Source organism: Schinkia acidoalkalinis (assembly GCF_054301215.1).
The window spans coordinates 1,138,699-1,160,310 of record NZ_CP182573.1 but is presented as its reverse complement, the minus strand read 5'-3'; the positions used below and the strand labels follow the sequence as shown (position 1 = coordinate 1,160,310).

The following is a 21,612-nucleotide window of genomic DNA, read 5'->3' as shown; positions in this document are numbered from 1 at the left end:
GTGAAAATAACATCAGTCCATATTTACGGCTTTGGCCAATTTGAAGACAAGCTTATTGAACTAAAAACCGGAAATTCTGTTCATCTGTTTTATGGGCGGAATGAAGCGGGAAAATCTACGATCATGGCTTTTATCCATATGATTCTTTTTGGTTTTCCAACAAGAAATCAAACTGAAAACCGTTATGAGCCAAAAACTGGTGCAAAATATGGCGGCAAAGTAACGATTGAAACTGAAGAAAAGATAATCATGATTGAGCGGGTTAAAGGGCGATCGACAGGTGAGCTTGTTATATTTCGCGAGGATGGCACCGTTTGTGGTGAGGAGGAGCTACGGACTTTATTTAAAGGGCTTGACCGCGCGCTTTATCAGTCCATTTTTTCATTTGGTTTTAAAGGGCTGCAAGCAATTGAAAATATAAGCTCGACAGAACTTAGCCATTATTTATTTACGGCAGGGGCGACAGGCGGACAGGCACTGTTTGAACTTGAGAAAAAAATAACGAAAAAATTAGATGAGCTCTATAAACCTTCGGGACGAAAGCCGGTACTTAATGAAAAGTTAATGGAATTAGAGTACCTTCGAAATGAGTTAAAGAAATGGGAAGATAAAATAAATGTTTATAACAAGTATGTCGAGGAACAAGAGCAATTAAAAATGAGTTTGCTTGAAAAGGAGGCAACAATAGCAAATCTCCAAACTTTGAATAAGGAATATGAAAAAAAGCTAATGTTAGAGCCTCATATCACTGAACGCAAAAAATGGCAAATTCAACTAAGCGGGATTTATGATTTTGAGCCATTCCCCGTAAATGGTCTTGAACGCCTCGGGCAACTGCAGACAGAAGTTCGGCCATTAAAAGGGTTGGAAAGCTCTCTTCTTCGTAAAATAGACGACCTACAAAAAGAAATAGATGCCTGCTTTTTCGAAGAAAAGTATATTGCTCAAGAAGCAAAAGTACGGTCGCTTAAAGAGAGGCAAAAAGTATATGAAATGCTGGCAATAGAAAAGGAAAAAATAAATTTATCCTTAAGGTATGAACAGGAAGAAATCAGTACTCTCTTTGAAAAGCTGGGTAAAGCCTATAGTGAGGACTTGTTAAATAGAATAGATACAAGCCTTGCCGTAAAAGAACAGCTAAAAAACTTAACAACACAAGAGGGTCGCTTAAAGGATCAGCAAAAGTTCTTGGATGATCAATTTAATAAAGCAAAGGCTGACCTTGAGTTGACTGAGGTAAGTCTACAATCTACACGGAAGCAAAAACAAAAAAAGGACTTCCCGTTATCAATGATTCTTCTTTCCATTGCGATTACCGCATTTGGTGTCACGCTGTGGTTCATAAGTGAAAGTGCATACCCACTCATCATAATGGCTGTTCTCTTAATCGGCATGTTTTTACATAAGTTCACAGCTGGAAATGTTAAAAGCGAGCAATTTGCTAAAAACGGGATCATCTTAAATCAGAAAGAAAGGCATTTTGAAGATGTAGTAAAGCAATATGAAAGTTGGGAACAGGAATACCGTAAAGTTGAGCAAAGCCTTTCTATTTTTTGTACAAGATATAAGCTGCCTGAAGGTATGCCAGTAACATTGTTAACCGATGCCTTTGAATGGATTGAAGAACTTAAAAAACGGATTCGTACAAAAAAGCACTTGTTAACAGAACTAGACCGGATTGAAAATGAATTAGCAATGTTCACCGCTGATGTTGAGAAAATAATTCATGTATTTAACATGGGGATAGAGCCTTCACTAGTGGTGTTAAATCAAATGATTAATGTTGTAGAAGGTGAGAAGGAAAAACAGCTTAGGGCTCAAAAGCTTTTAGAAAAGCTTAAAGAATACTATGATGAAAAGACGTTGGTTGAACAGCAAATTATTGAACATGAAGCAGAAATTAAAAATCTTTTTTCTAGCGCTGGTGTCGATGATGAAGATGCCTTTAGAAAAAAAGGCATTGCCAATGATGAATATAAAGCCATAAAGGCGAAGCTTCAATCGCTTGATAGCTATCTTCAGTCAGTCTTAAAGGCCGGCGAAGAACATTATATTATTGAAATGGAAGCAGAAAACATACATTATGAACAAGAGGTAGGCCGAATAAATCAAGAGTTAGCTGAAAGCAGCAAAGTGATGAAACAATTGCAAATCAGACTTGCTGATCTGACTGTTGAGATTAAAAGTTTGGAAGAGGGAACAACCTATTCAGAACTTGTACATCGGTATGAAGCATTGAAGGATGAATTTCAACGAGAAGCGGGCGAATGGGCTGTATATAAAGTTGCAAAGGACCTGATTGATCGAACAAAAGGATATTATCGTAAAGTGCGATTACCCCATGTAATACAAAGCGCACAAGACTATTTTTCATTTTTAACATTTGGAAAATATCCGTCCATCTTTGCACCAACGGAAGACAGTGGATTTATCGTAGAGCGTCAGGATGGACTAAGGTTTGCACCAAATGAATTAAGCCAGGCTACAACAGAGCAGCTTTATTTATCCCTTCGCTTAAGCCTGGCAAGAAATTTTCATTCTATTACCCCATTACCGATTATAATAGATGATAGTTTTGTTAATTTTGATTTGGAAAGAACGAAACGGGCGCTTAAGCTTATTCAAGAAATAGGGAAGGAACACCAAGTTCTCTTTTTTACGTGTCATCAGCATCTTACGGAACTTTTTGACGAAGCCGAGATCATCAATTTATAAAGGAAGCAGCATACGCTGCTTCCTATTTTACATCCTCTGTATTCTCATAGCGGCTGTCGAGAAAATCAACAAAATGAATGAGATAGCCCTCAATTGTTTGTGGATTACGTACACACGCTCCCCATTCCGGTAAACCATGATGGCACAGAATGCAGTGGTGCATATTATGAATATCCTCTAAAGAAATCCTAATATTCTCTGTTTCAATGATTTTTGAGAGTAATAGGACACCGTAAGGAATATGCCCAACCATTACACCAAGCTCATCCATTGTGATTCCAGTCGCTTTTCTATTATCAAGGGAAGAATGGTCGGCCGTTGGAAACAAAAATTTAAAGTCCTCAAAAGTTTTTCCAGCATGATGATACTCTAACAGTTTACCGATATCATGGAAAAGAATGCTGACCATTAATAGGTCATAATTTGGCGTCTCTCCTTTATGTTTTGCCATCCCATAAAACATCGAATAAAGATGATCAATCGTGTCCTTCCAAGTAAAGGCCTTAAAATTCGTACCTGGGCTGTCAGATTGAAAATCAGCCCATAATTCATCTTTAAGTGCTTTTTCGATTCGATGAATAAGCTTGAATATCGCCTGAAACGGGCTATCCTCAAATGTAACGATATAGCGGGCAATCCGCATGAGCCCAACGGTATGCTTTAGGAGGCCGCCTAAATAATTATGGTGGTGGCCTTTGGCAGCAGGTCTAATTCTAAATTGATCCCAGAAGCGGTCCATTGCCGCAATTGCTATTTCCTTATATGGAGAGTCAAGTTCGTTGATGTAGCTAAACAACTCAACAGTTAAAGCTGCAATATTTTGTTTTGTACAGGCAATTAAAGAAAATGGATCAATATGATCTGTACAAGGTTGCATTTTGTGAATTTGAATGGACTTGTGGCCTCTATAATCCTCAATTTTTCCACTTACTTGAAATAAGGTATATTCATCAAGCATTGGTGTGTAGCGCTCAAGAGCACCGTCATTGTCCCACATTTTTGCATTGATTGCGCTTATATTATTGCTGAATCTAAATTTTAAATATTGTTTATCTGTTTTTGTTTTTTCAACCGTATACTCAGTTAAAAGCAGCTGTACATTAACATCGTTTCCTTTTACTTCAGCATCAATATTAAAGTTATTATTCCCCTCTACCCAGACAGGGGGTGGATACTTACTTAGAATTGCCGCTCGTTCTTCCTCGGCTATATTTATTTTAACTGGAATAAAATCATAAAAATAACTTTTAACATGTTCCATTTTTTTCCTCCGGAGTTTGAATCGTTACCCGTATTATAACTCAACTAGAATTATCGTAGAAGTTTTTAGCATAATTTCCTCTTTCCATCATATTTTTTTAATAAAGCTTGTCTAGTAAGAAACGGACTTGAGAATAGGGAGTGGATATAATTGTTGACATTGCCATGGTGGATTTATCTTGTGTTAGCAGGGATTATCTTTAGTGCATATATGATGGTTAAAACAGCAAAAGAAGAGCAAGATGTTGATATGGAGTTTATCGAAAAAGAAGGCGAGATTTTTATACAAAGAATGGAAGAGGAAAAAGCACGCAGAAAAGAAGATGAGCAGCCGCAAAATTAGTTTTAAAAAGGCCTTCATATGAACTATGAAGGCCAAGTAATATTATTTGTTACCAGTGGTGCCAGTATTGGCAGAATTGTCGTTGATAAAATCAAAAGTACCCTTTAAATCCTCATCTTTTACTTTAACGCCAGCGCCTTTTAACTCATCTTTAATTTTTGACTGGACAATTGTAGGGTCTTCTTGAGCTTTTTGTTGAACTAACTCTTTTCGAATCTCATCTTTCATTTCATCATATGGTTTTAATTCTTTTTTGTCAGTTAATTTAATAATGTGGTATCCAAATTCAGATTTTACAAGACCGCTTACTTCGCCAACCTTAAGGGCGTAGGCTGCGTCCTCGAATGGTTTCGTCATAACTCCTGTACTGAAATAGCCTAAATCGCCGCCTTTTGCAGCAGACCCTGGATCCTCAGAATATTCTTTTGCGAGTTTAGCGAAATCCTCACCGCTTTTAACCTTTTGTAACACTTCTTTTGCCGTTTTTTCATCTTTAATTAAAATATGGCTTGCTTTAATTTCTGGTTTCATTTCAGCATACTTCTTTTTCATATCAGCTTCAGGAATGTCGATATATTTTGCTAGTGCTTTATCCTGAATTAGTTGTAGACGAAGCGTATCTTTAAAGGCAGTTTCATCTTGGGCACCGTTTTGTGCGAGAAACATTTGAAATTGATCGCCATATTGGTCTTTCAATTTTTTTAGTTCGGCATCTACTTCTTTATCCGTTACAGGATACTTCTCGCCAAGCACTTTTTCCAGCACTAATTGATATAATACATTTTGACCATATTGGTCCTTTAACCCCTGATACAAATCACTTTGTGTAATATTCCCTGCCTTTGTTTCAGCGATTACATTTGAGTCATTTGAACCATTTCCACTACATGCCGCCAAACTAAAGATTGTTGCTGCGGCTGTTGCTGAAAGAATCCACTTTTTCATATTTGCCACTCCTATGTATTGAAATGTAAGACATGAATTACTATATCACATTTTCCATTTATATAAAAACAAATAAGGACAGTGGCCCATTCGTTTATGTGACATTCGCATAATATAGGATAAAGCCTACTGGGGAGGTGGTCTTCGTGATAGAACAAGGAGCTTTTTGTGGTGGGTATACATTAATAGTGATTTTATTTATATTATTAATCATTGTTGGTGCAGCTTACTGGTATTAGGAAACTCAGATAAAACGTAATAAAGAGGCTGACATAATACTGATCAGCCTCTTTATTAATAGACATAAAGGATTTCAATATAAGTTGAAATAAGTAGAATCGTAATTAATACGTTTACTGTACGAAAGAATTGTGGTTGACGTTCTTCAGGAATCTCTTTTCGTTGACAAATTTGGTTTGACATTGAATTAATTAAATATAGAAAGAAAACCGCAAATGTAATAAAAGGGTATACCATATTACCTGAGATTCCTCCTTTTCAAAAGATAGAATAGTTTAAAAGAATGTAAACATCCTGCATGTAAATAACAATACCAAAAAATACTCTAAAAAGATAGATTATAATGAAAAAGAGACTATCGCCAAATTTATCCGAAGCATGGTACACAACCTAATTGCTTATTTTGTGTCGATGTCAGACATTTTGAGATAGTCGTTAACTTGATGTTTCATATGAATTAAAATATCGAATGAGTGCTTAGTGTGCTCAATGATACACTTTCTAGGTGCCTTGATAAGGATTGCAAAATAAATCATGTCAGTCACTGAAAGACCTATATTTACTGCAGCTATAATTGAAAAGTAATGCATATATTGTGGACAAGCAACACTGTAATATAATAAAGGGCAAGTCATCATTAGGGTTGGAGCCAAGAAGGAAGCAATTTTTATATTCCTAGACAAAGAATGGTTATATTCAATCCCTAGAATGGGTAAAACTCTAGATTTTAAAGAAACTTTTACTTTTATTCTTTGCCCTGTCAACCAAACAGGAATTGCATGACAAACGAGATGTATAGGAATTAACAAAAATAAACAAATTAAAAATAAATGTAAGTAATCATCGTTTAAATGAACGTCTTGATTTATAATACTTAAAGGAACGTATATGATGATAAAAGCTGTGATCATGACGAGAAGGGAAACAACCTTAAGACGCTGATTTCCTAAATCGCGAGATAGATTAATTGTTTTCCAACAATTCACTGAATAACACCTCGGGAAAGGGATTTTGTACCCTGAAAGTTACTCAATATACTGTATTATGGATTGCTATAAAAATCAATACTACTTCGTAAAAAAAGTTGGATTTTATGTGTGGAGGAAGAGTGAAGAAATGGGAGAACTTGAGAAAAGATTAAAAAAAATAGAATATCATCAGAGGTTGATTCTGGAGATGATGCAGACTCATAGTTTTCCTGCCTATAAGTTAATTATAAAAAACGATTTGTCCGAGGATGAAGTGGAAGAGCTTTTTTCTTTGTGCAATGAATTAACCATTCAATATGAACAACAAAAAGAGGAGGGTTTTGTTTACTTCACACCACTCCTCATGAAATTTGTTGGTTTACTTAACAAAAAGTTAGATCCTTATGAGACGATGAATGCCTTCCTTAATCAGAAGATGTATGTTCCTTTGATGGAGGCCTTAAAAAAAGCCTCAACTATTGTTCAGAATAATATTATGAGTTGACCGTTTCTTTATTATATTCCTGGCCTTCTTTTGCAGCCTCATTCTTTATGAGACGACCGTTTTCTTCCACAAACTCTTGTTTAAGGTTATCAAATGATCTCTCAAAAATTTGCATGAAATCATCACCATAGATATTACGAACAATACACATAAATTCAACCATTTCAGGAAATTTGCCGTAAAGTTCACGAAGGGGCAACGCTGCTCTATAAGCATCGTAACCAGAAGGATCATAGCTTTCCATCGACTTTAGTAAGATTTGTTCGCCTTCTTCTGTTAATTCCACATACGTATTTCGCTTGTCATCCTCTTTTTTCGAAAATTTCAACAATCCTCTTTCTTCTAATTTCTTAGAAAAATTGAAGGCTGTAGAGACGTGCATAACGCCGAATTTAGCAATTTCCGAAATTGACGCTCCTTTTAAATGATACGCAATCCAGAGGATATGATGTTCATTAATATTTAAGTCAAAAGGTTTGATCCATTGCTGCCAATCCTTTTCTATTGACTTCCATAATGCTTTACTCAGCTGGGCAATTTTTTGACTGAATAAAATGGCTTCTCCCATAGGATATTGATTGTCTTCGCGATTCATTATTATCACCTACTTTCCCAAAATGATTATTCTAGAAATCTAATATTATTATTCTATTATGCCAATAATTGAAAAAAAGATAAAGAGGATTTTTTGCCTAAATTCTGAAAATTGGTTAAACTTTTATGAACTTTTTCCATTTAAATGAAAAAAGACAAGGGTTTTAGCCCCTGTCTCGAAGCTATTTTATTTAATGTAGTACATTATTATTCCTTTGACATTTTTTCGAGTTTTTGAATAGATTCTTCGATGCTTTTTAATTCATTAATAAGATTTGTTTTATTTGGTTCAATATCTTTTTTCCAAGTAGTAACGGAAGTTTTTACGTCCTCCGAGAGGTCTTTTAAAATGATTGCACTTTCTTTGGAAGCTTGTACAATTTGATTCTTTAGTTGAGTTGATTCTGCTTTAATATTATTCAGCGTTTCCTTCACTTTTTTACTGTTTGCACCTATTGCAGATTTTAAATCCTGGCCGCTCTTAGGTGCAGCAAGAAGGGCAGCAACTGAACCAGCTAAACCACCTATAAGTATACCAAAGAATAATGATTTTCCTTTTGTCATCATTACCAGCTCCTCCGAAAATTATTATTTTATATTATAAGTAAAAAAACTTTTCTGGAAAAGGGGTGTTCTGTATAAAAAAAATGTCTTGTATCCATGTAATGGATACAAGACCCGATTATTTTTAACCTTCGATACTGTTATTTTGTGGAACAGCAATCTTAGATCTTTTTAGGATTGAAGAAACAATTGGATAGATAATAATCATCGCAAATGTATTAACGGCAGTAGCAGGCAGTACGACTGTTGTAAATAATGCCATAAATGATGCACCACCAGGTAATCCAAAAAGAATCAAGGCTGAGCCTAAAAAGACTGTACCGCTAATCATTGTGCCAATCGCAGTTAATACGGCAATAGATACAATAGATTGATTGAACTTTCTTATCAAAAGGAAAAGTCCGAAAAATAGAAATGATGTAATTGGTTTATCAATCATATTGGCAACTTGACCGCCTGGGAAACCTGTTGTTAACGCTGAAACAATACCTGTAGCGATCGCTAAAATGAAAACATTTTTCTTTTCAGGAAATAAAACAATTCCCAAAAACATCATCGTTAATAGCATATCAGGTTTCATACCGAAAAAGATTGGTGGAACAACGGCGTGTAAAACAGCTCCAATCCCTACTAACATTGCTAATGACACAAGTACCTTTGTATTCATAACTCATCTCTCCTCAACTAGTCTACACGTATTCTTTTCAATAGTGCCCTCATGACCTATTGCAAAAGTTATATATTATTTTATCAAAGCTTTTAACTTATTTAAAGTCCTAATTAATGGTTAGCTTTAAATGATAGCATGTAATCACGTAAAGCTTCACAAGCTTCAATTGGCACTGCATTATAGATTGATGCTCGGCAGCCACCGATTGAACGATGTCCGTTTAGACCAACAAAGCCTGCTTCTTTCGCACCGGCTAAAAACTCTTTAGAGAGCTCATCATTTGGCAATGTGAATGTAACATTCATATTTGAACGGCTGCCAGGTAGGGCATGGGCTGAATAGAAACCGTTACTTTCATCAATAGTGTTATAAAGTACTGAAGCTTTTAGCTCGTTAAGTTGTTGAATTTTACTTACGCCGCCTTGTTCTTTTGCCCAATTTAATACAAGTGAAAGCATGTAAATACCGAATGTTGGCGGTGTGTTGTAAAGTGAATTGCTATCTGCATGTGTACGATAATCAAGCATAGTAGCCAAGTTTTCAGGAATGCGTGATAGTAAATCCTTCTTCAAAATGACAACTGTGACACCTGAAGGACCAAGATTTTTTTGAGCACCAGCATAGATTAAAGAAAATTTCTCAACATCAAACTGACGGCTTAGGATATCACTTGACATATCAGCAATTAAATCCACATTGGTAAGAGTTGGGAAGTTTGCCCACTGTGTACCGTAAATTGTATTATTTGATGTAATGTGCAAATAAGCAGGGTTCTCACTTAGATTAATCTCGTCAAAGCTTGGGATTGAGCGATATTTAGATTCTTTTGTAGATGCAGCAATATGAGTTTGTCCTACTTTTTTAGCTTCTTTTAAAGCCTTATCTGACCATGAACCAGTTAGGACATAGTTCCCTATTTGACCTTCACCTAAAAAGTTCATTGGAATCATAGAAAATTGTAAGCTAGCCCCACCTTGTAAAAAGAGCACATCATAGTTTTCCGGGATGTTCAATAGTTCTCTTAATGAATTTTGAGCTTCAACGTGAACTGCATCATATTCTTTACTGCGGTGGCTTAGCTCCATAACAGACATTCCAGTTCCTTTGAAGTCAACTAGTTCAGCTTGTGCCTTTTGAAGAACCTCCAAAGGTAATGCAGATGGGCCAGCGTTAAAATTATAAGCGCGTTTCAATGTAAAATCCTCCTTGAAATTAAATTTTCATTGTTTTTTAATAATTCTATCCTACCATGTTTTTTCGTGTTATGGAGTATTTTTTTAAAATTTTAGCCGATTTTTATGTTTAATCGGTGTAATAATCGAACAATATTACTCAATATCACTAGAAATTTTCGCTGCTAAGGTTTGTAATTCATCGTTTGTGAATTCGCTCGCATGTGATTTCAACACCGTACCATAGCCATCTCCTTTTCCGTAGCGTGGAATAAGATGAAGGTGTAAGTGTAATACTTCCTGGCCCGCTTTTTCTCCAGAATTACATACAAGGTTTAGATCCTCAATATTTAATTGATTTTTTAATGCATTGGTAATCTTCGGTACGACAGAAAACAATTGCTGTGCTGTTAGTTCTGATAAATCAAATAAATTTTTATTATGTTTTTTAGGAATAAGTAATGTATGACCTTTCGTTAATTGTGATATGTCAAGGAATGCTAACACATTTTCATCCTCATATACTTTATAAGATGGAATCTCCCCACCCACAATTTTACAAAAAATACAATCCGACATCGAAGGACCAACCTTTCGTTTTGAATATTTTTCTAATTCCCATTATACAAAAGTTTTGTTCACAAAAAAAGAACAGGGTGTCCGTTGAACACCCTGTCTTGAAGAGGATTTAGAGTTTGCTTATTTTGCGTCTAAAACTATAGTTTGTCTTTCACAGACACCCCATTTTCTAAATAATTGTATCTAAATCAGTAAATGCCGATCACAGACACCCCATTTTTGTAGGATTAGTCTCTAAATCAGTAAAATGCCGATCGTAGACACCTCATTTTCAAATGGATTTAAGTTTTTTCAGCGTCTAAAGCTAATAAGTTGTCTTTCGCAGACACCTCATTTCGGATTTAAATGACGTTACTAAATCATTAGATTGTTCATCGCCACCATCTCCCACAATATCGGATAACTGCTACTAACTTGATTAACTCCCCTCTTCGCTAATTATGATAACCACAAAAAAAGAACGATATACATTCCACACAAAAAAAATTTAAAAAAAGTTGTCGAAGGGTAAAAAGTGTCTTGTCCAAGAAAAATTTGCTAAAATTATAAAGACTATTGTTTAAAGAAAGGATAAGGTCAATGTCAAAATTACTTGAGGTTCGTGATTTAACTGGCGGCTATACGAAGAAGCCTGTCATTCATGATGTAACATTTGATGTAAAACAAGGTGAAATTGTCGCCCTTATTGGGCTTAATGGGGCAGGTAAAAGTACAACAATCAAGCATATCATTGGTCTTATGGATCCAAAAAGTGGATCTGTTTCGATTAATGGATCTACCTTTAAAGAAAAACCTGATGGCTATCGTAAGCAATTTACATATATTCCAGAGACGCCGATTTTATATGATGAGTTAACATTGTATGAACACTTGGAGCTAACGGCGATGGCATATGGACTTGGAAAGCAGGAGTTTGAAGAAAGACTTGAGCCGTTGTTAAAAGAGTTTCGTATGGAGAAACGATTAAAATGGTTCCCTGTTCATTTTTCGAAAGGGATGCGCCAGAAGGTGATGATTATGTGTGCCTTTCTTATTCACCCAAGTCTTTACATTGTCGATGAACCATTTGTAGGTCTGGATCCGGTCGGTATTCAATCCTTCCTTGACATGATGGAAAAATCGAAGGAAAAAGGAGCGGGCATTTTAATGTCAACACATATCTTGTCGACGGCCGAAAAGTATTGTGACCGTTTTGTCATTCTGCATGACGGTAAGGTAAGAGCACAGGGAACGATGAATGAACTTCGTGAACAATTCAATCGGAAAGACGCTTCATTAGATGACCTTTATTTACAATTAACGAGGGAAGATTCATGATTGATGCAAATAGACTTTGGAAACAAAGACTTCAAATATACGTGAAGGATACGAGACGTTATTTACGATTAATATTTAATGATCATTTTAAATTTGTATTACTTTTTGCGGTAGGCGGCGGCGCCTATTATTATCAGGGATGGCTGAAGACCCTACCGGAAGATTTTCCTGCTGCAATGATTGTTGCGCTTTTAATTGCCTTTTTCCTAACACAAAGTCCGATTCAAACGTTTTTGAAAGAAGCTGATTTAGTTTTTTTATTGCCTGTAGAGACGGAATTAAAGCCATATTTTAAAAAGTCGATTGCTTATTCTTACATGATTCAATGTTATGTGCTTATTTTTGTAATTGCAGCACTTGGACCTTTGTATTTGCATCAGCCAAATACTTCAGTCCAAAAATTATTAATAATAACCGTCATATTGTTACTAGTAAAAGGCATCAACATTTTGATGAGGTGGACTATTCAATATTCACCGGAGAGGTCGACTCTTCGCACGGACTTATTCGTGCGGTTTATGTTGAATGTTATGTTTGTTTATTTTCTTGCATCAGATGTTAGTTGGGTCTATCCATTCGGAATTGGTATGCTGGTTTTCATGCTGTTTGTCTATTACACCCGAACAGCTAAGGGTAAGGGGATTAAATGGGAGCAGTTGATTGAGATGGAAGCCCATCGAATGATGACATTTTATCGAATTGCGAATATGTTTACAGATGTTCCGAAAGTAAAAGAACGTGTAAGAAGGAGAAGTTGGTTAAACTTTCTGACTAGTCGCCTACCGTTTGAACAACGGTCTACTTTCTCTTTTCTTTATTACCGAACATTTTCGCGGTCAAGTGATTATTTTGGTCTTTATTTGCGCTTACTGATCATTGGCGGCATTCTTCTCTACTTTCTGCCTTTGGGGTATAGCAAATTGCTTGTATTACTGTTTTTTGTTTACCTTTCGGGTTTTCAATTGTTGCCGTTATATAGGCACCATTCGTTAAAAATTTGGACTGATCTTTACCCTATCTCAACTGAAATTCGGCGGTCCAATTATTTACAAATGTTGTTTTCTTTACTTATTGTAAAATGTGCAATGCTTTCACTTGTGATTTTTCTGACAGGTGACATCATACTTGGATTTATTGCACTTGGGGCAAGCTTTGTTTTTACATACTTTTTTACCTTTATCTATGTAAAAAAGAAATTGCTGAAACAAGAAGCTTCGTTCAATTAATTAATCTAAATTCCATCAGTAAATTCCATAAGCCGACTATTGTTCCTTTAGGTGATTGGACAACGCATGAAAATAGTGATGTTGTCCAATCAAACCCCGTCACAATAGTCGACTTATGGAATACTGTTAAAATTAAAATTCTTTTATAGAATGGATGTTATAAATGGAACGTTTTTTAGCTTTTCCAGTGGAACAAATCCCTTTATTGCTGCTCGTACTTGCAATAGCATTTTCTGTACATGAGTTTGCTCATGCCTATGTTGCTTATCGTTTCGGGGACCCAACTGCCAAAAATCAAGGGAGGTTGACATTATCTCCACTAGCACATTTAGATATATTTGGAACAATCATGATCTTTATTGCAGGGGTTGGTTGGGCTAGGCCTGTTCCAGTGAACCGCTATTATTTTAAAAGGCCTAGACTAGCTGGGGTGCTAGTGTCACTCGCCGGGCCACTCAGCAACCTAATGCTCATCTTAATCGGTTTTTTGCTGTTGTATAGTTTAATTCTCTGTGGAGTTTTTGAAGGCCTACCAGATAATGTAACGAAAACAATCTATCAATTCTTTAACTTATTTTTTGTAATAAATATAATGTTATGTATCTTCAACTTGCTGCCTTTTCCACCGTTGGATGGTTATAGAGTACTAGAAGATCTTTCGTCGCCTAATGTTCGAGCAAAGCTGACACAATACGAAAATTATGGAATTTTAATTTTTTTAATCCTTATTATTACACCTCTTGATCAATACACGATTATACCGCTTTTTGATAAGGTAATTCCGCTGGTTTTTACATCAATAGATAGCATCTTCAGAAATTTATTTTATTAGAAAATTTTTATTTACCTTGCATTCTCGGTTTCATTGGAATTGAGGGTGCTTTTTTTTGTACATATGGTATAATCTGTACTATAGCAGAATGTCGAAAATTGTATTATTTAGTAGAAAAAGAAAGAAAAAGTGGTAGAGGCGGAGGTGGAATCTATTGGATAGAAACTTAGAAGTCATACATAGGCGAAATATTTTATTGCTAAAGATTATAGCTGTCTGTTTTGGATTGGATGTAGCCATTAATCTAGTAATCGACCGATTAATATTATTAGTGATTGTTCCTGTAACAGCAACGATTATTTTAATCATTTCACTCCTCGTCTATTTTAAAGTTTGGATAAGGAAAACTATGTATATTATAATTGTTTCTGTCTATACACCGTTCGTTTTCTTAATTGAATCCGAACCTTTAATCATTAATTATATATTTTTTTGGACGTCATTGTTATTATCATCAATCTACCAAAAAGCAAAGCCAGTCATCGTCAGTTCATGCATTGCCAATTTGTTAACAATTTATTATTTCTTTAAATATAAAGAAATAATCTTTACAGGGCTTACTACAGATTCAGTTGTTTATATTATAGGTTTTAATTTATTTATAACAATTATTTTACTTTTTTCAGGACGATTTTTTGAAAATGAATTATGGTCAAAAAATGAATTTCTATATTCCTATTTTAATAATACAAGCGATGCTATTGTAATATGTGCCCTAAATGGAGCTATATTGAATGTTAATGAATCATTTGAAAAGCTGACTGGATATAATGCTATTGAGATAAAAAACAAAAAAGTTACTATAATCGAGAAACAATATCTGGATCAATTTATCAAGAATGTTAAAGAAATGAAAAAAACGAAATGCAGTAAAACAATTGAAACAGTCATTAGTTGTAAAGATGATAAACATTGTAATGTAATCGTTACAATTACACCGATTAAAAATAGATTTAATAAAATTACAAACTATATATGTATAGGAAAAGATATAACAAAGCTTAAAATGACAGAGGAAGCCTTAAGAAGGACGGAAATGTTATCGGTTGTCGGACAGTTGGCTGCAGGTGTCGCCCATGAAATTAAAAATCCTGTTACCGTATTATCTGGTTTTGTACAATTAATGAAGCAGAAGGATGAAGGGAATTCCAATCAATTTTATCATGAAATTATGCAATCAGAGCTAAATAGAATTTTAACGATTACGAACGAATTCCTAGTATTGGGTAAGCAGCAAACTTTTGAATTTGTTGAAAAGAAAATACAATCCCTGTTAAAAGAAGTTGTCCTCCTCTTAAAAGCTGAAGCGGAAAAGCATCAAGTGAATTTGAATGTGATCACTTCAGAAAATATACCACCTATCAGCTGTAATCCTAATCAATTAAAACAGGTATTTATAAATATGATTAAAAACAGTATCGAAGCAATGCCAAACGGTGGAGAAATAATGATTAATGTTTGCCGGAGTACTAATAACAAGGTTATGATTGAGATTGCGGATAAAGGGTGTGGAATGTCTAAAGAAACGCTTGCGAAAGTTGGTACGCCGTTTTATACAACAAAGGAAAATGGCACGGGGCTCGGGATGATGGTTAGCCATAAAATAATCGAAAGCCACAATGGAAAAGTGGATATTGAAAGTGAAATTAATGTTGGAACAAAAATAAAAATACAGCTCCCAATCAAGGAATGTGTATGAGCTAGCTTCTAAAAAGTTTTAGGAATTTTTATGACAGATTGCTATTACATATTACATAAAACAGTAAGTTAGCTTATAGTTGTAGTTGGTGACAAAAAATATACATAAAAAATATAAAAATGTGTAGAAAGGTGAGGAAGTATTTAATGAGCAATCGCGCTATTAATGATACATTATTGAAAGCGGCAAGAGGCGAAAAAACGGATTATGTTCCGTGCTGGTATATGCGCCAGGCAGGTCGTTCACAACCAGAATACCGCGCTTTAAAGGAGAAGTACTCCTTATTTGAAATTACCCATCAACCTGAGCTTTGTGCCTATGTGACGAAGCTGCCGGTTGATCAATTAAATGTAGATGCAGCGATTCTTTATAAAGATATTATGACGCCACTTCCAGCGCTTGGCGTTGATGTGGAGATAAAAGGCGGCATTGGTCCTGTTATTGCAAACCCTATTCGTAGCATCGAAGATGTTGAAAAACTAGGTGAAATTAACCCCGAAGCGGATGTTCCATATGTACTGGATACAATTAAATTGCTTGTAAATGAGCAGCTAAATGTACCATTAATCGGATTTGCCGGTGCTCCTTTTACACTTGCCAGCTATATGATTGAAGGCGGCCCTTCAAAAAATTATAATAAAACGAAAGCATTTATGTATGCACAGCCGGATGCTTGGTTTAAGCTAATGGACAAACTCGGTACGATGGTGATTACATATGTAAAGTCGCAAATCGATGCTGGAGCTAAGGCAATACAGATTTTTGATTCTTGGGTAGGTGCGTTAAATGTTGCGGATTACCGCATGTTTATTAAGCCAATCATGACTCGCATTTTTTCAGAACTTCGTGAGAAAAATGTACCGCTTATTATGTTTGGTGTAGGCGCAAGCCATCTTGTGCAGGAATGGAATGATCTACCGCTTGATGTCGTTGGTTTAGATTGGAGATTACCAATTTCAGAAGCTAGACAAATGGGAATTACTAAAACATTACAAGGGAACTTAGACCCAGCTATTCTACTTGCACCATGGAATGTCATTGAAGAAAAAGCAAAAGAGATTCTTGACCAAGGAATGGCGCAACCAGGCTATATTTTTAATCTTGGTCATGGTGTTTTCCCTGACGTTAAAGTAGAAACATTACAGAAACTAACAACATTTATCCATGATTATTCAAAAGAAAAGCTTAGTAAATAAGAAAAGAGTCGTGCGATTTTTTCGCACGACTTTCAATTCTATCTAGAGGTGAGGGAATGACTAAAAAGAAAATGGGGCTGCTTGTAATGGCTTATGGCACTCCCTACAAAGAAGAAGATATTGAACGATATTACACCCATATCCGTCGCGGAAGAAAGCCGTCTCCGGAAATGCTAAAGGATTTACAAGACAGATATAATGCCATCGGCGGCATTTCCCCACTTGCGAAAATTACCATAAAACAAGCAGAGGCACTTGAAGCTTTATTAAATGAGACCCATCAAGATATTGACTTTAAAATGTATTTAGGTTTAAAGCATATTGAACCATTTGTAGAAGATACCATTCAGGCAATGAAAAACGATGGAATTGAAGAAGCGATTGGGATTGTATTAGCACCGCACTTTTCAACATTTAGTGTAAAGTCTTATAATGGCCGTGCCCAGGAAGAAGCGGAGCGACATGGGGGATTAAAGCTGCACTTTATTGAATCATGGTATATGGAACCACTTTTCCTAGAGTTTTGGTCTGAAAATATTAAGGCTATTTTTACTGGAATGTCTGATGAAGAAAAGAAGAAAGCCGTTTTGATAATCTCAGCCCACAGTTTACCTGAAAAAATCTTGGCAACTGGCGACCCCTATCCAGATCAGCTTTCAGAAACAGCCAAATTAATTGCTGAAAAAGCTGGAGTGCGTAATTATGAAATAGGATGGCAAAGTGCCGGGAATACGCCGGAGCCATGGCTTGGTCCCGATGTTCAGGATTTAACAAAAGCTCTATTTGAGAAGAAGGGCTATACCTCTTTTGTTTTTGCACCAGTTGGTTTCGTTTCGGACCATTTGGAAGTACTATATGATAATGATTTTGAATGCAAGCGTATTACTGATCAGTTGGGTGCCAACTACTACCGTCCGGAAATGCCAAATGCTAATCCCAAGTTCATTAAGGCTTTGTGCAATGTAGTGACAAAAAAACTGAAAGAAGTAGGCGAATCGTTGTGAACATAGAACCCAAAAAAGTTGTCGTTATTGGTGGAGGAATAGCCGGAATAACCGCTGCTTACTATTTGCAAAAAGAAGCAAGGGACAAACAGTTACCGATTGAAACAATACTAATGGAGTCTACAGAACGGTTAGGCGGGAAGATTCAAACATATACAAATAATGGCTATGTTATTGAAAAGGGCCCAGATTCTTTCTTAGCGAGGAAAACAAGTGCTTCGCGACTTGCAGAAGAGGCAGGGTTAAGGGATCAATTAGTCAACAATGGAACGGGGAAATCCTATATTTTAATTAAAGATAAGCTTCATTCAATGCCAGGCGGAGCGATTATGGGAATTCCAACGAAAATAGCCCCTTTTGTAAAATCGGGGATGTTTAGCCCACTTGGCAAGCTACGGGCAGGCGGTGATTTTATTTTACCACCTTCAAATATCAAAGGTGACCAATCATTGGGTTATTTTTTTAGAAGAAGATTTGGTAATGAAGTTGTTGACCATTTAATTGAACCGCTTCTTTCAGGCATTTATGCCGGTGATATCGATCAAATGAGTCTAATGGCTACATTCCCACAATTTTATGAAGTAGAGCAAAAATATCGCAGTCTAATCTTAGGGATGAAAAAAGGAACACCAAAACCGAAAGCCGCGCCAGTACCGGCCCAAACAAATAAAAAAAGCGGTGGAATGTTTTTGTCATTAAAGGGTGGTCTTGAATCGTTGGTACATGCGATTGAAGCGAAACTAAATCCCGGCTCAGTCACAAAAGGGGTATCTGTTGAAAAAGTGGAACGGGAAGATCATCACTATCTGCTTCAGCTGTCAACTGGGGAAGAAATTATGGCTGACAGTGTAATCGTATGTGTGCCACATCAACAAACGGCCCGTATTTTTCCAAGTTATTCTTTTTTTGAGTCGTTCAAATCTGTGCCATCCACATCAGTTGCCAATGTGGCATTGGCATTTCCCGAATCGGCAGTGAAAAATGATATTGACGGGACAGGGTTTATCATTTCCCGTGACAGCGGCTATTCAATGACCGCTGTTACTTGGACACATAAAAAGTGGCTGCACTCCGCTCCGAAGGGAAAAGCACTGTTGCGTTGTTATGTTGGTAGACCAGGTGATGAAGAGATTGTCAGCCAATCCGATGAAGAGATTATTGAGACCATTCTTAAGGAATTAAATAAAACGATGGATATTCAATCGGAACCGGAATTAGCGGTGATTACAAGATGGCACCATGCGATGCCGCAATATACAGTCGGCCATAAACAGCGAATGATTGAAATTACCGGAAAAATGCGCAAAGAACTGCCAGGTGTATTTCTAGCAGGGGCTTCCTATGCAGGATTAGGAGTACCGGATTGTATCGACCAAGGCGAAGAAGCAGTAAAACATGTTTTAGAGTATTTGAAATAGAATAATATAGATAGTAAGCAAAGAGCTCATGATAGGGCTCTTTTTTTCTTGGGCAAGATAGAATATTAATTCCGCATGCGGAATGATGGGGATTTTCCAAAAAAAAACGACAGCTATATAGCTGTCAATGGGGTAGAAGTGTATAACATTCAGGTATTTACCTCAAATGCTAAAAAAAATAATTACTCAACGTCGCGAAGACAGTGATCGCATTGATTCATGTAAGATTCTGCCTGTTCATCAATGACAGTACCACAATCACAGCATTGCTTTGGTGGCAATGTTTTGAAAAACTCTGTTGGACTCTGTACCATTTGCAATCCCTCCCGTTTCTTTGACGTTGAGTTAATTGTATTATAACAGTTACCTAAAGTCAATAACTGTTTTAAAACAATTATAATAAATTTTCATTTATAAACCTGTTTTGATAATATGGGGTAGAAAGGGAGTGTATTTCTTTATGAAGGCAACGGTTGTAGGATTTTGGGGCGGTTTTCCGCAAGCAAATGGTGCTTCTTCTGGATATCTTTTTCAAGACAATGATTTTAATTTATTAATTGACTGTGGTAGTGCTGTCTTGTCAAAAGTGCAGCAATACGTACAGGTTATGGAGTTGGATGCTGTCATTCTATCTCATTACCACCATGATCATGTTGCAGACATTGGGCCGCTTCAATATGCGAGAATGATTCATACGATGCTGGGAAAGGGGGATAAGGCATTACCAATCTATGGGCATGCTGCTGATCAGGAAGGCTTTGCGCGTTTAACCAAGCTACCGCATACGAAAGGCTATGCTTATAACCCTGAGCAAGAATTAAAGCTTGGACCTTTTACTATTACATTTATGAAAACAAAGCATCCGGTGATTTGTTACGCAATGCGGATTACGAATGGTGAGAAAACGATTGTCTACACAGCTGATTCCAGCTATTTAGAGGAATTTATTGATTTTTCACACGATGCTGATTTATTAATATGTGAATGTAATTTATATAGTGGTAAAGATGGTTCTGTTTCTGGTCATATGACAAGCACTGAAGCCGGAAAGATAGCAAAGGATGCTCATGTAAAAAAACTGCTGCTTACACATCTTCCGCATTATGGAGACCATCAAGATTTAGTTTCACAGGCTAAAGAGACGTATGACGGTCCGGTCGAATTGGCTAAAGAGGGTTGGACATTTTAACTTCATTGAAAAAGGGAGAGGTAGAAGAACTATGCTTTTTATTAATAATCAAGGGATAACAGATCCAAGAATTAATTTAGCAATAGAAGAATTCGCTGTAAAAAACTTAGACATTGATGAAACCTATCTACTTTTTTACATAAACGAACCATCCATTATTATTGGCAAAAATCAAAATACGATTGAAGAAATAAATACAAAATATGTTGAAGATCACGGCATCCACGTTGTTAGAAGGCTTTCAGGTGGTGGGGCAGTTTATCATGACTTAGGTAATCTTAATTTTAGCTTTATAACAAAAGATGATGGCAACAGTTTCCACAACTTCAGGAAATTCACAGAGCCTGTTGTAAATGCACTTCATAAGCTAGGGGTTAATGCAGAACTTAGTGGACGGAATGACATCCTTGCTGAGGGAAGGAAAATTTCCGGTAATGCCCAATTTTCAACGCGGGGTCGCATGTTCAGTCATGGGACACTGATGTTTGATTCTAATATTGACAGTGTTGTTTCGGCGTTGAATGTTAAGATGGATAAAATTCAGTCAAAAGGAATTAAATCGGTTCGTAGCCGTGTTGCCAATATTCGTGAATTTTTAACGACTGCTATGACGGTTGAACAATTTAGGGAATTGTTATTGTATCACATTTTTGGTAGTGATGAGATTCCAGAGTATAAATTAACAGATGAGGATTGGATTCAAATCGAGAAAATTGCTGATGAACACTATCGGAATTGGGATTGGAATTATGGGAAATCACCTAAATTCAATATGCAACGGTCCCATCGCTTTCCTGTAGGCCAAATTGATGTAAGGCTCGATGTAAATAAAGGAATAATCGAAAACTGCAAAATTTTTGGCGACTTTTTTGGCATTGGCGAAGTGGAAGAAATCGCTGAAAAATTGAAGGGAATTCGCTATGAAAAACAGGCCGTTACAGATGTACTTAGCGGTATTGACTTTTCTTTTTATTTTGGAAATGTGGGTAAAGATGATTTTATAAATTTATTATTTTAGCTATCTCACTTTAGAGGTAGCTTTTTTAATTTTAATTTTAAATAATATCTCAATATATTGAATTTTATTAAAATAACAAAACAAAAGATTGAAGTTTTCAAATACTTCTGTATAATTTAATACATAAAAGTATATTAGCGCTAAAGTATTAAAGTTTA

General features: G+C 36.0%; 23 protein-coding genes. 13 read left to right on the top strand and 10 right to left on the bottom strand.

All coding sequences use genetic code 11. From position 1 onward, the window contains the following. A complete protein-coding gene (locus ACNQFZ_RS06065) occupies window positions 1-2,715 on the top strand; it encodes an AAA family ATPase (RefSeq protein WP_458414429.1) in 2,715 nt (904 codons plus the stop codon). Window positions 2,716-2,737: 22 nt separating this feature from the next. On the opposite strand, the gene ACNQFZ_RS06060 is transcribed toward ACNQFZ_RS06065, so the two are convergent. Next, window positions 2,738-3,976: a hydrolase gene (locus ACNQFZ_RS06060; protein WP_458414428.1), complete on the bottom strand. Its 1,239-nt coding sequence runs from the start codon at window positions 3,974-3,976 to the stop codon at window positions 2,738-2,740. Window positions 3,977-4,126: 150 nt separating this feature from the next. Between ACNQFZ_RS06060 and ACNQFZ_RS06055 the strand changes: the two genes are divergently transcribed. Beyond that, window positions 4,127-4,318: a sporulation YhaL family protein gene (locus ACNQFZ_RS06055; RefSeq protein ID WP_458414427.1), complete on the top strand. Its 192-nt coding sequence runs from the start codon at window positions 4,127-4,129 to the stop codon at window positions 4,316-4,318. A 42-nt stretch (window positions 4,319-4,360) separates the two neighbouring features. Here ACNQFZ_RS06055 and ACNQFZ_RS06050 read toward each other — a convergent pair whose 3' ends face one another. Continuing rightward, window positions 4,361-5,263 (bottom strand): peptidylprolyl isomerase, encoded by a 903-nt coding sequence (locus ACNQFZ_RS06050; RefSeq protein WP_458414426.1) that lies wholly within the window; start codon window positions 5,261-5,263, stop codon window positions 4,361-4,363. A gap of 149 nt (window positions 5,264-5,412) precedes the next feature. Here ACNQFZ_RS06050 and ACNQFZ_RS06045 point away from each other — a divergent pair, with 149 nt between their 5' ends. Next, entirely contained in the window at window positions 5,413-5,502 is a 90-nt protein-coding gene (locus ACNQFZ_RS06045) for a YjcZ family sporulation protein (RefSeq protein WP_458415325.1), read from the top strand. 55 nt (window positions 5,503-5,557) lie between these two features. On the opposite strand, the gene ACNQFZ_RS06040 is transcribed toward ACNQFZ_RS06045, so the two are convergent. Together ACNQFZ_RS06040 and ACNQFZ_RS06035 are read right to left on the bottom strand one after the other, a co-directional pair. Then, complete coding sequence (locus ACNQFZ_RS06040) at window positions 5,558-5,740, bottom strand: hypothetical protein (RefSeq protein WP_458414425.1); 183 nt, start codon at window positions 5,738-5,740, stop codon at window positions 5,558-5,560. 161 nt (window positions 5,741-5,901) lie between these two features. Next, window positions 5,902-6,489 carry a DUF3267 domain-containing protein gene (locus ACNQFZ_RS06035; protein WP_458414424.1) on the bottom strand — a complete coding sequence of 196 codons (588 nt, stop codon included), beginning with the start codon at window positions 6,487-6,489 and terminating at the stop codon, window positions 5,902-5,904. A gap of 25 nt (window positions 6,490-6,514) precedes the next feature. Between ACNQFZ_RS06035 and ACNQFZ_RS06030 the strand changes: the two genes are divergently transcribed. Further along, window positions 6,515-6,976 (top strand): DUF1878 family protein, encoded by a 462-nt coding sequence (locus ACNQFZ_RS06030; RefSeq protein ID WP_458414423.1) that lies wholly within the window; start codon window positions 6,515-6,517, stop codon window positions 6,974-6,976. Here the strand turns inward: ACNQFZ_RS06030 and ACNQFZ_RS06025 are convergent. From ACNQFZ_RS06025 to ACNQFZ_RS06005, 5 genes are all read right to left on the bottom strand, one after another. Beyond that, window positions 6,966-7,571: an HTH-type transcriptional regulator Hpr gene (locus tag ACNQFZ_RS06025; protein ID WP_458414422.1), complete on the bottom strand. Its 606-nt coding sequence runs from the start codon at window positions 7,569-7,571 to the stop codon at window positions 6,966-6,968. The genes ACNQFZ_RS06030 and ACNQFZ_RS06025 overlap by 11 nt on opposite strands. Before the next feature lie 206 nt (window positions 7,572-7,777). After that, window positions 7,778-8,137, bottom strand: coding sequence for a YtxH domain-containing protein (locus ACNQFZ_RS06020; protein ID WP_458414421.1), 360 nt, complete (start codon window positions 8,135-8,137; stop codon window positions 7,778-7,780). A 121-nt stretch (window positions 8,138-8,258) separates the two neighbouring features. Then, window positions 8,259-8,801 carry a tryptophan transporter gene (locus ACNQFZ_RS06015; protein ID WP_458414420.1) on the bottom strand — a complete coding sequence of 181 codons (543 nt, stop codon included), beginning with the start codon at window positions 8,799-8,801 and terminating at the stop codon, window positions 8,259-8,261. 113 nt (window positions 8,802-8,914) lie between these two features. Continuing rightward, complete coding sequence (serC, locus tag ACNQFZ_RS06010; RefSeq protein ID WP_458414419.1) at window positions 8,915-9,997, bottom strand: 3-phosphoserine/phosphohydroxythreonine transaminase; 1,083 nt, start codon at window positions 9,995-9,997, stop codon at window positions 8,915-8,917. A 135-nt stretch (window positions 9,998-10,132) separates the two neighbouring features. Next, the gene (locus ACNQFZ_RS06005) at window positions 10,133-10,555 is read right to left on the bottom strand and encodes an HIT family protein (protein WP_458414418.1); all 423 of its coding nucleotides are present in this window, start codon (window positions 10,553-10,555) and stop codon (window positions 10,133-10,135) included. A 579-nt stretch (window positions 10,556-11,134) separates the two neighbouring features. Between ACNQFZ_RS06005 and ACNQFZ_RS06000 the strand changes: the two genes are divergently transcribed. The 7 genes from ACNQFZ_RS06000 to hemY all read left to right on the top strand — a co-directional run bounded on the left by ACNQFZ_RS06000 (window position 11,135) and on the right by hemY (window position 19,247). Next, window positions 11,135-11,872 (top strand): ABC transporter ATP-binding protein, encoded by a 738-nt coding sequence (locus tag ACNQFZ_RS06000; RefSeq protein ID WP_458414417.1) that lies wholly within the window; start codon window positions 11,135-11,137, stop codon window positions 11,870-11,872. After that, complete coding sequence (locus tag ACNQFZ_RS05995) at window positions 11,869-13,098, top strand: ABC transporter permease (protein WP_458414416.1); 1,230 nt, start codon at window positions 11,869-11,871, stop codon at window positions 13,096-13,098. Before ACNQFZ_RS06000 ends, ACNQFZ_RS05995 begins: the two co-directional genes overlap by 4 nt. A gap of 163 nt (window positions 13,099-13,261) precedes the next feature. Beyond that, the gene (locus ACNQFZ_RS05990; protein ID WP_458414415.1) at window positions 13,262-13,930 is read left to right on the top strand and encodes a site-2 protease family protein; all 669 of its coding nucleotides are present in this window, start codon (window positions 13,262-13,264) and stop codon (window positions 13,928-13,930) included. 154 nt (window positions 13,931-14,084) lie between these two features. Then, window positions 14,085-15,629, top strand: coding sequence for an ATP-binding protein (locus ACNQFZ_RS05985; protein ID WP_458414414.1), 1,545 nt, complete (start codon window positions 14,085-14,087; stop codon window positions 15,627-15,629). Window positions 15,630-15,775: 146 nt separating this feature from the next. Beyond that, the gene (hemE, locus tag ACNQFZ_RS05980) at window positions 15,776-16,825 is read left to right on the top strand and encodes a uroporphyrinogen decarboxylase (protein WP_458414413.1); all 1,050 of its coding nucleotides are present in this window, start codon (window positions 15,776-15,778) and stop codon (window positions 16,823-16,825) included. Between the two features lie 56 nt (window positions 16,826-16,881). Continuing rightward, entirely contained in the window at window positions 16,882-17,829 is a 948-nt protein-coding gene (gene hemH / locus ACNQFZ_RS05975; protein WP_458414412.1) for a ferrochelatase, read from the top strand. Then, window positions 17,826-19,247, top strand: coding sequence for a protoporphyrinogen oxidase (gene hemY, locus ACNQFZ_RS05970; protein WP_458414411.1), 1,422 nt, complete (start codon window positions 17,826-17,828; stop codon window positions 19,245-19,247). Before hemH ends, hemY begins: the two co-directional genes overlap by 4 nt. 182 nt (window positions 19,248-19,429) lie before the next feature. Here the strand turns inward: hemY and yhfH are convergent, their stop codons facing one another. Further along, window positions 19,430-19,561, bottom strand: a complete 132-nt coding sequence (gene yhfH / locus ACNQFZ_RS05965; RefSeq protein WP_458414410.1) for a protein YhfH — start codon at window positions 19,559-19,561, stop codon at window positions 19,430-19,432. Between the two features lie 146 nt (window positions 19,562-19,707). Here yhfH and ACNQFZ_RS05960 point away from each other — a divergent pair, with 146 nt between their 5' ends. Then, window positions 19,708-20,436 carry an MBL fold metallo-hydrolase gene (locus tag ACNQFZ_RS05960; protein ID WP_458414409.1) on the top strand — a complete coding sequence of 243 codons (729 nt, stop codon included), beginning with the start codon at window positions 19,708-19,710 and terminating at the stop codon, window positions 20,434-20,436. Window positions 20,437-20,467: 31 nt separating this feature from the next. Beyond that, on the top strand, window positions 20,468-21,454 hold the full coding sequence (locus tag ACNQFZ_RS05955) for a lipoate--protein ligase (RefSeq protein ID WP_458414408.1): 987 nt from the start codon (window positions 20,468-20,470) through the stop codon (window positions 21,452-21,454). Window positions 21,455-21,612 lie beyond the last annotated feature (158 nt).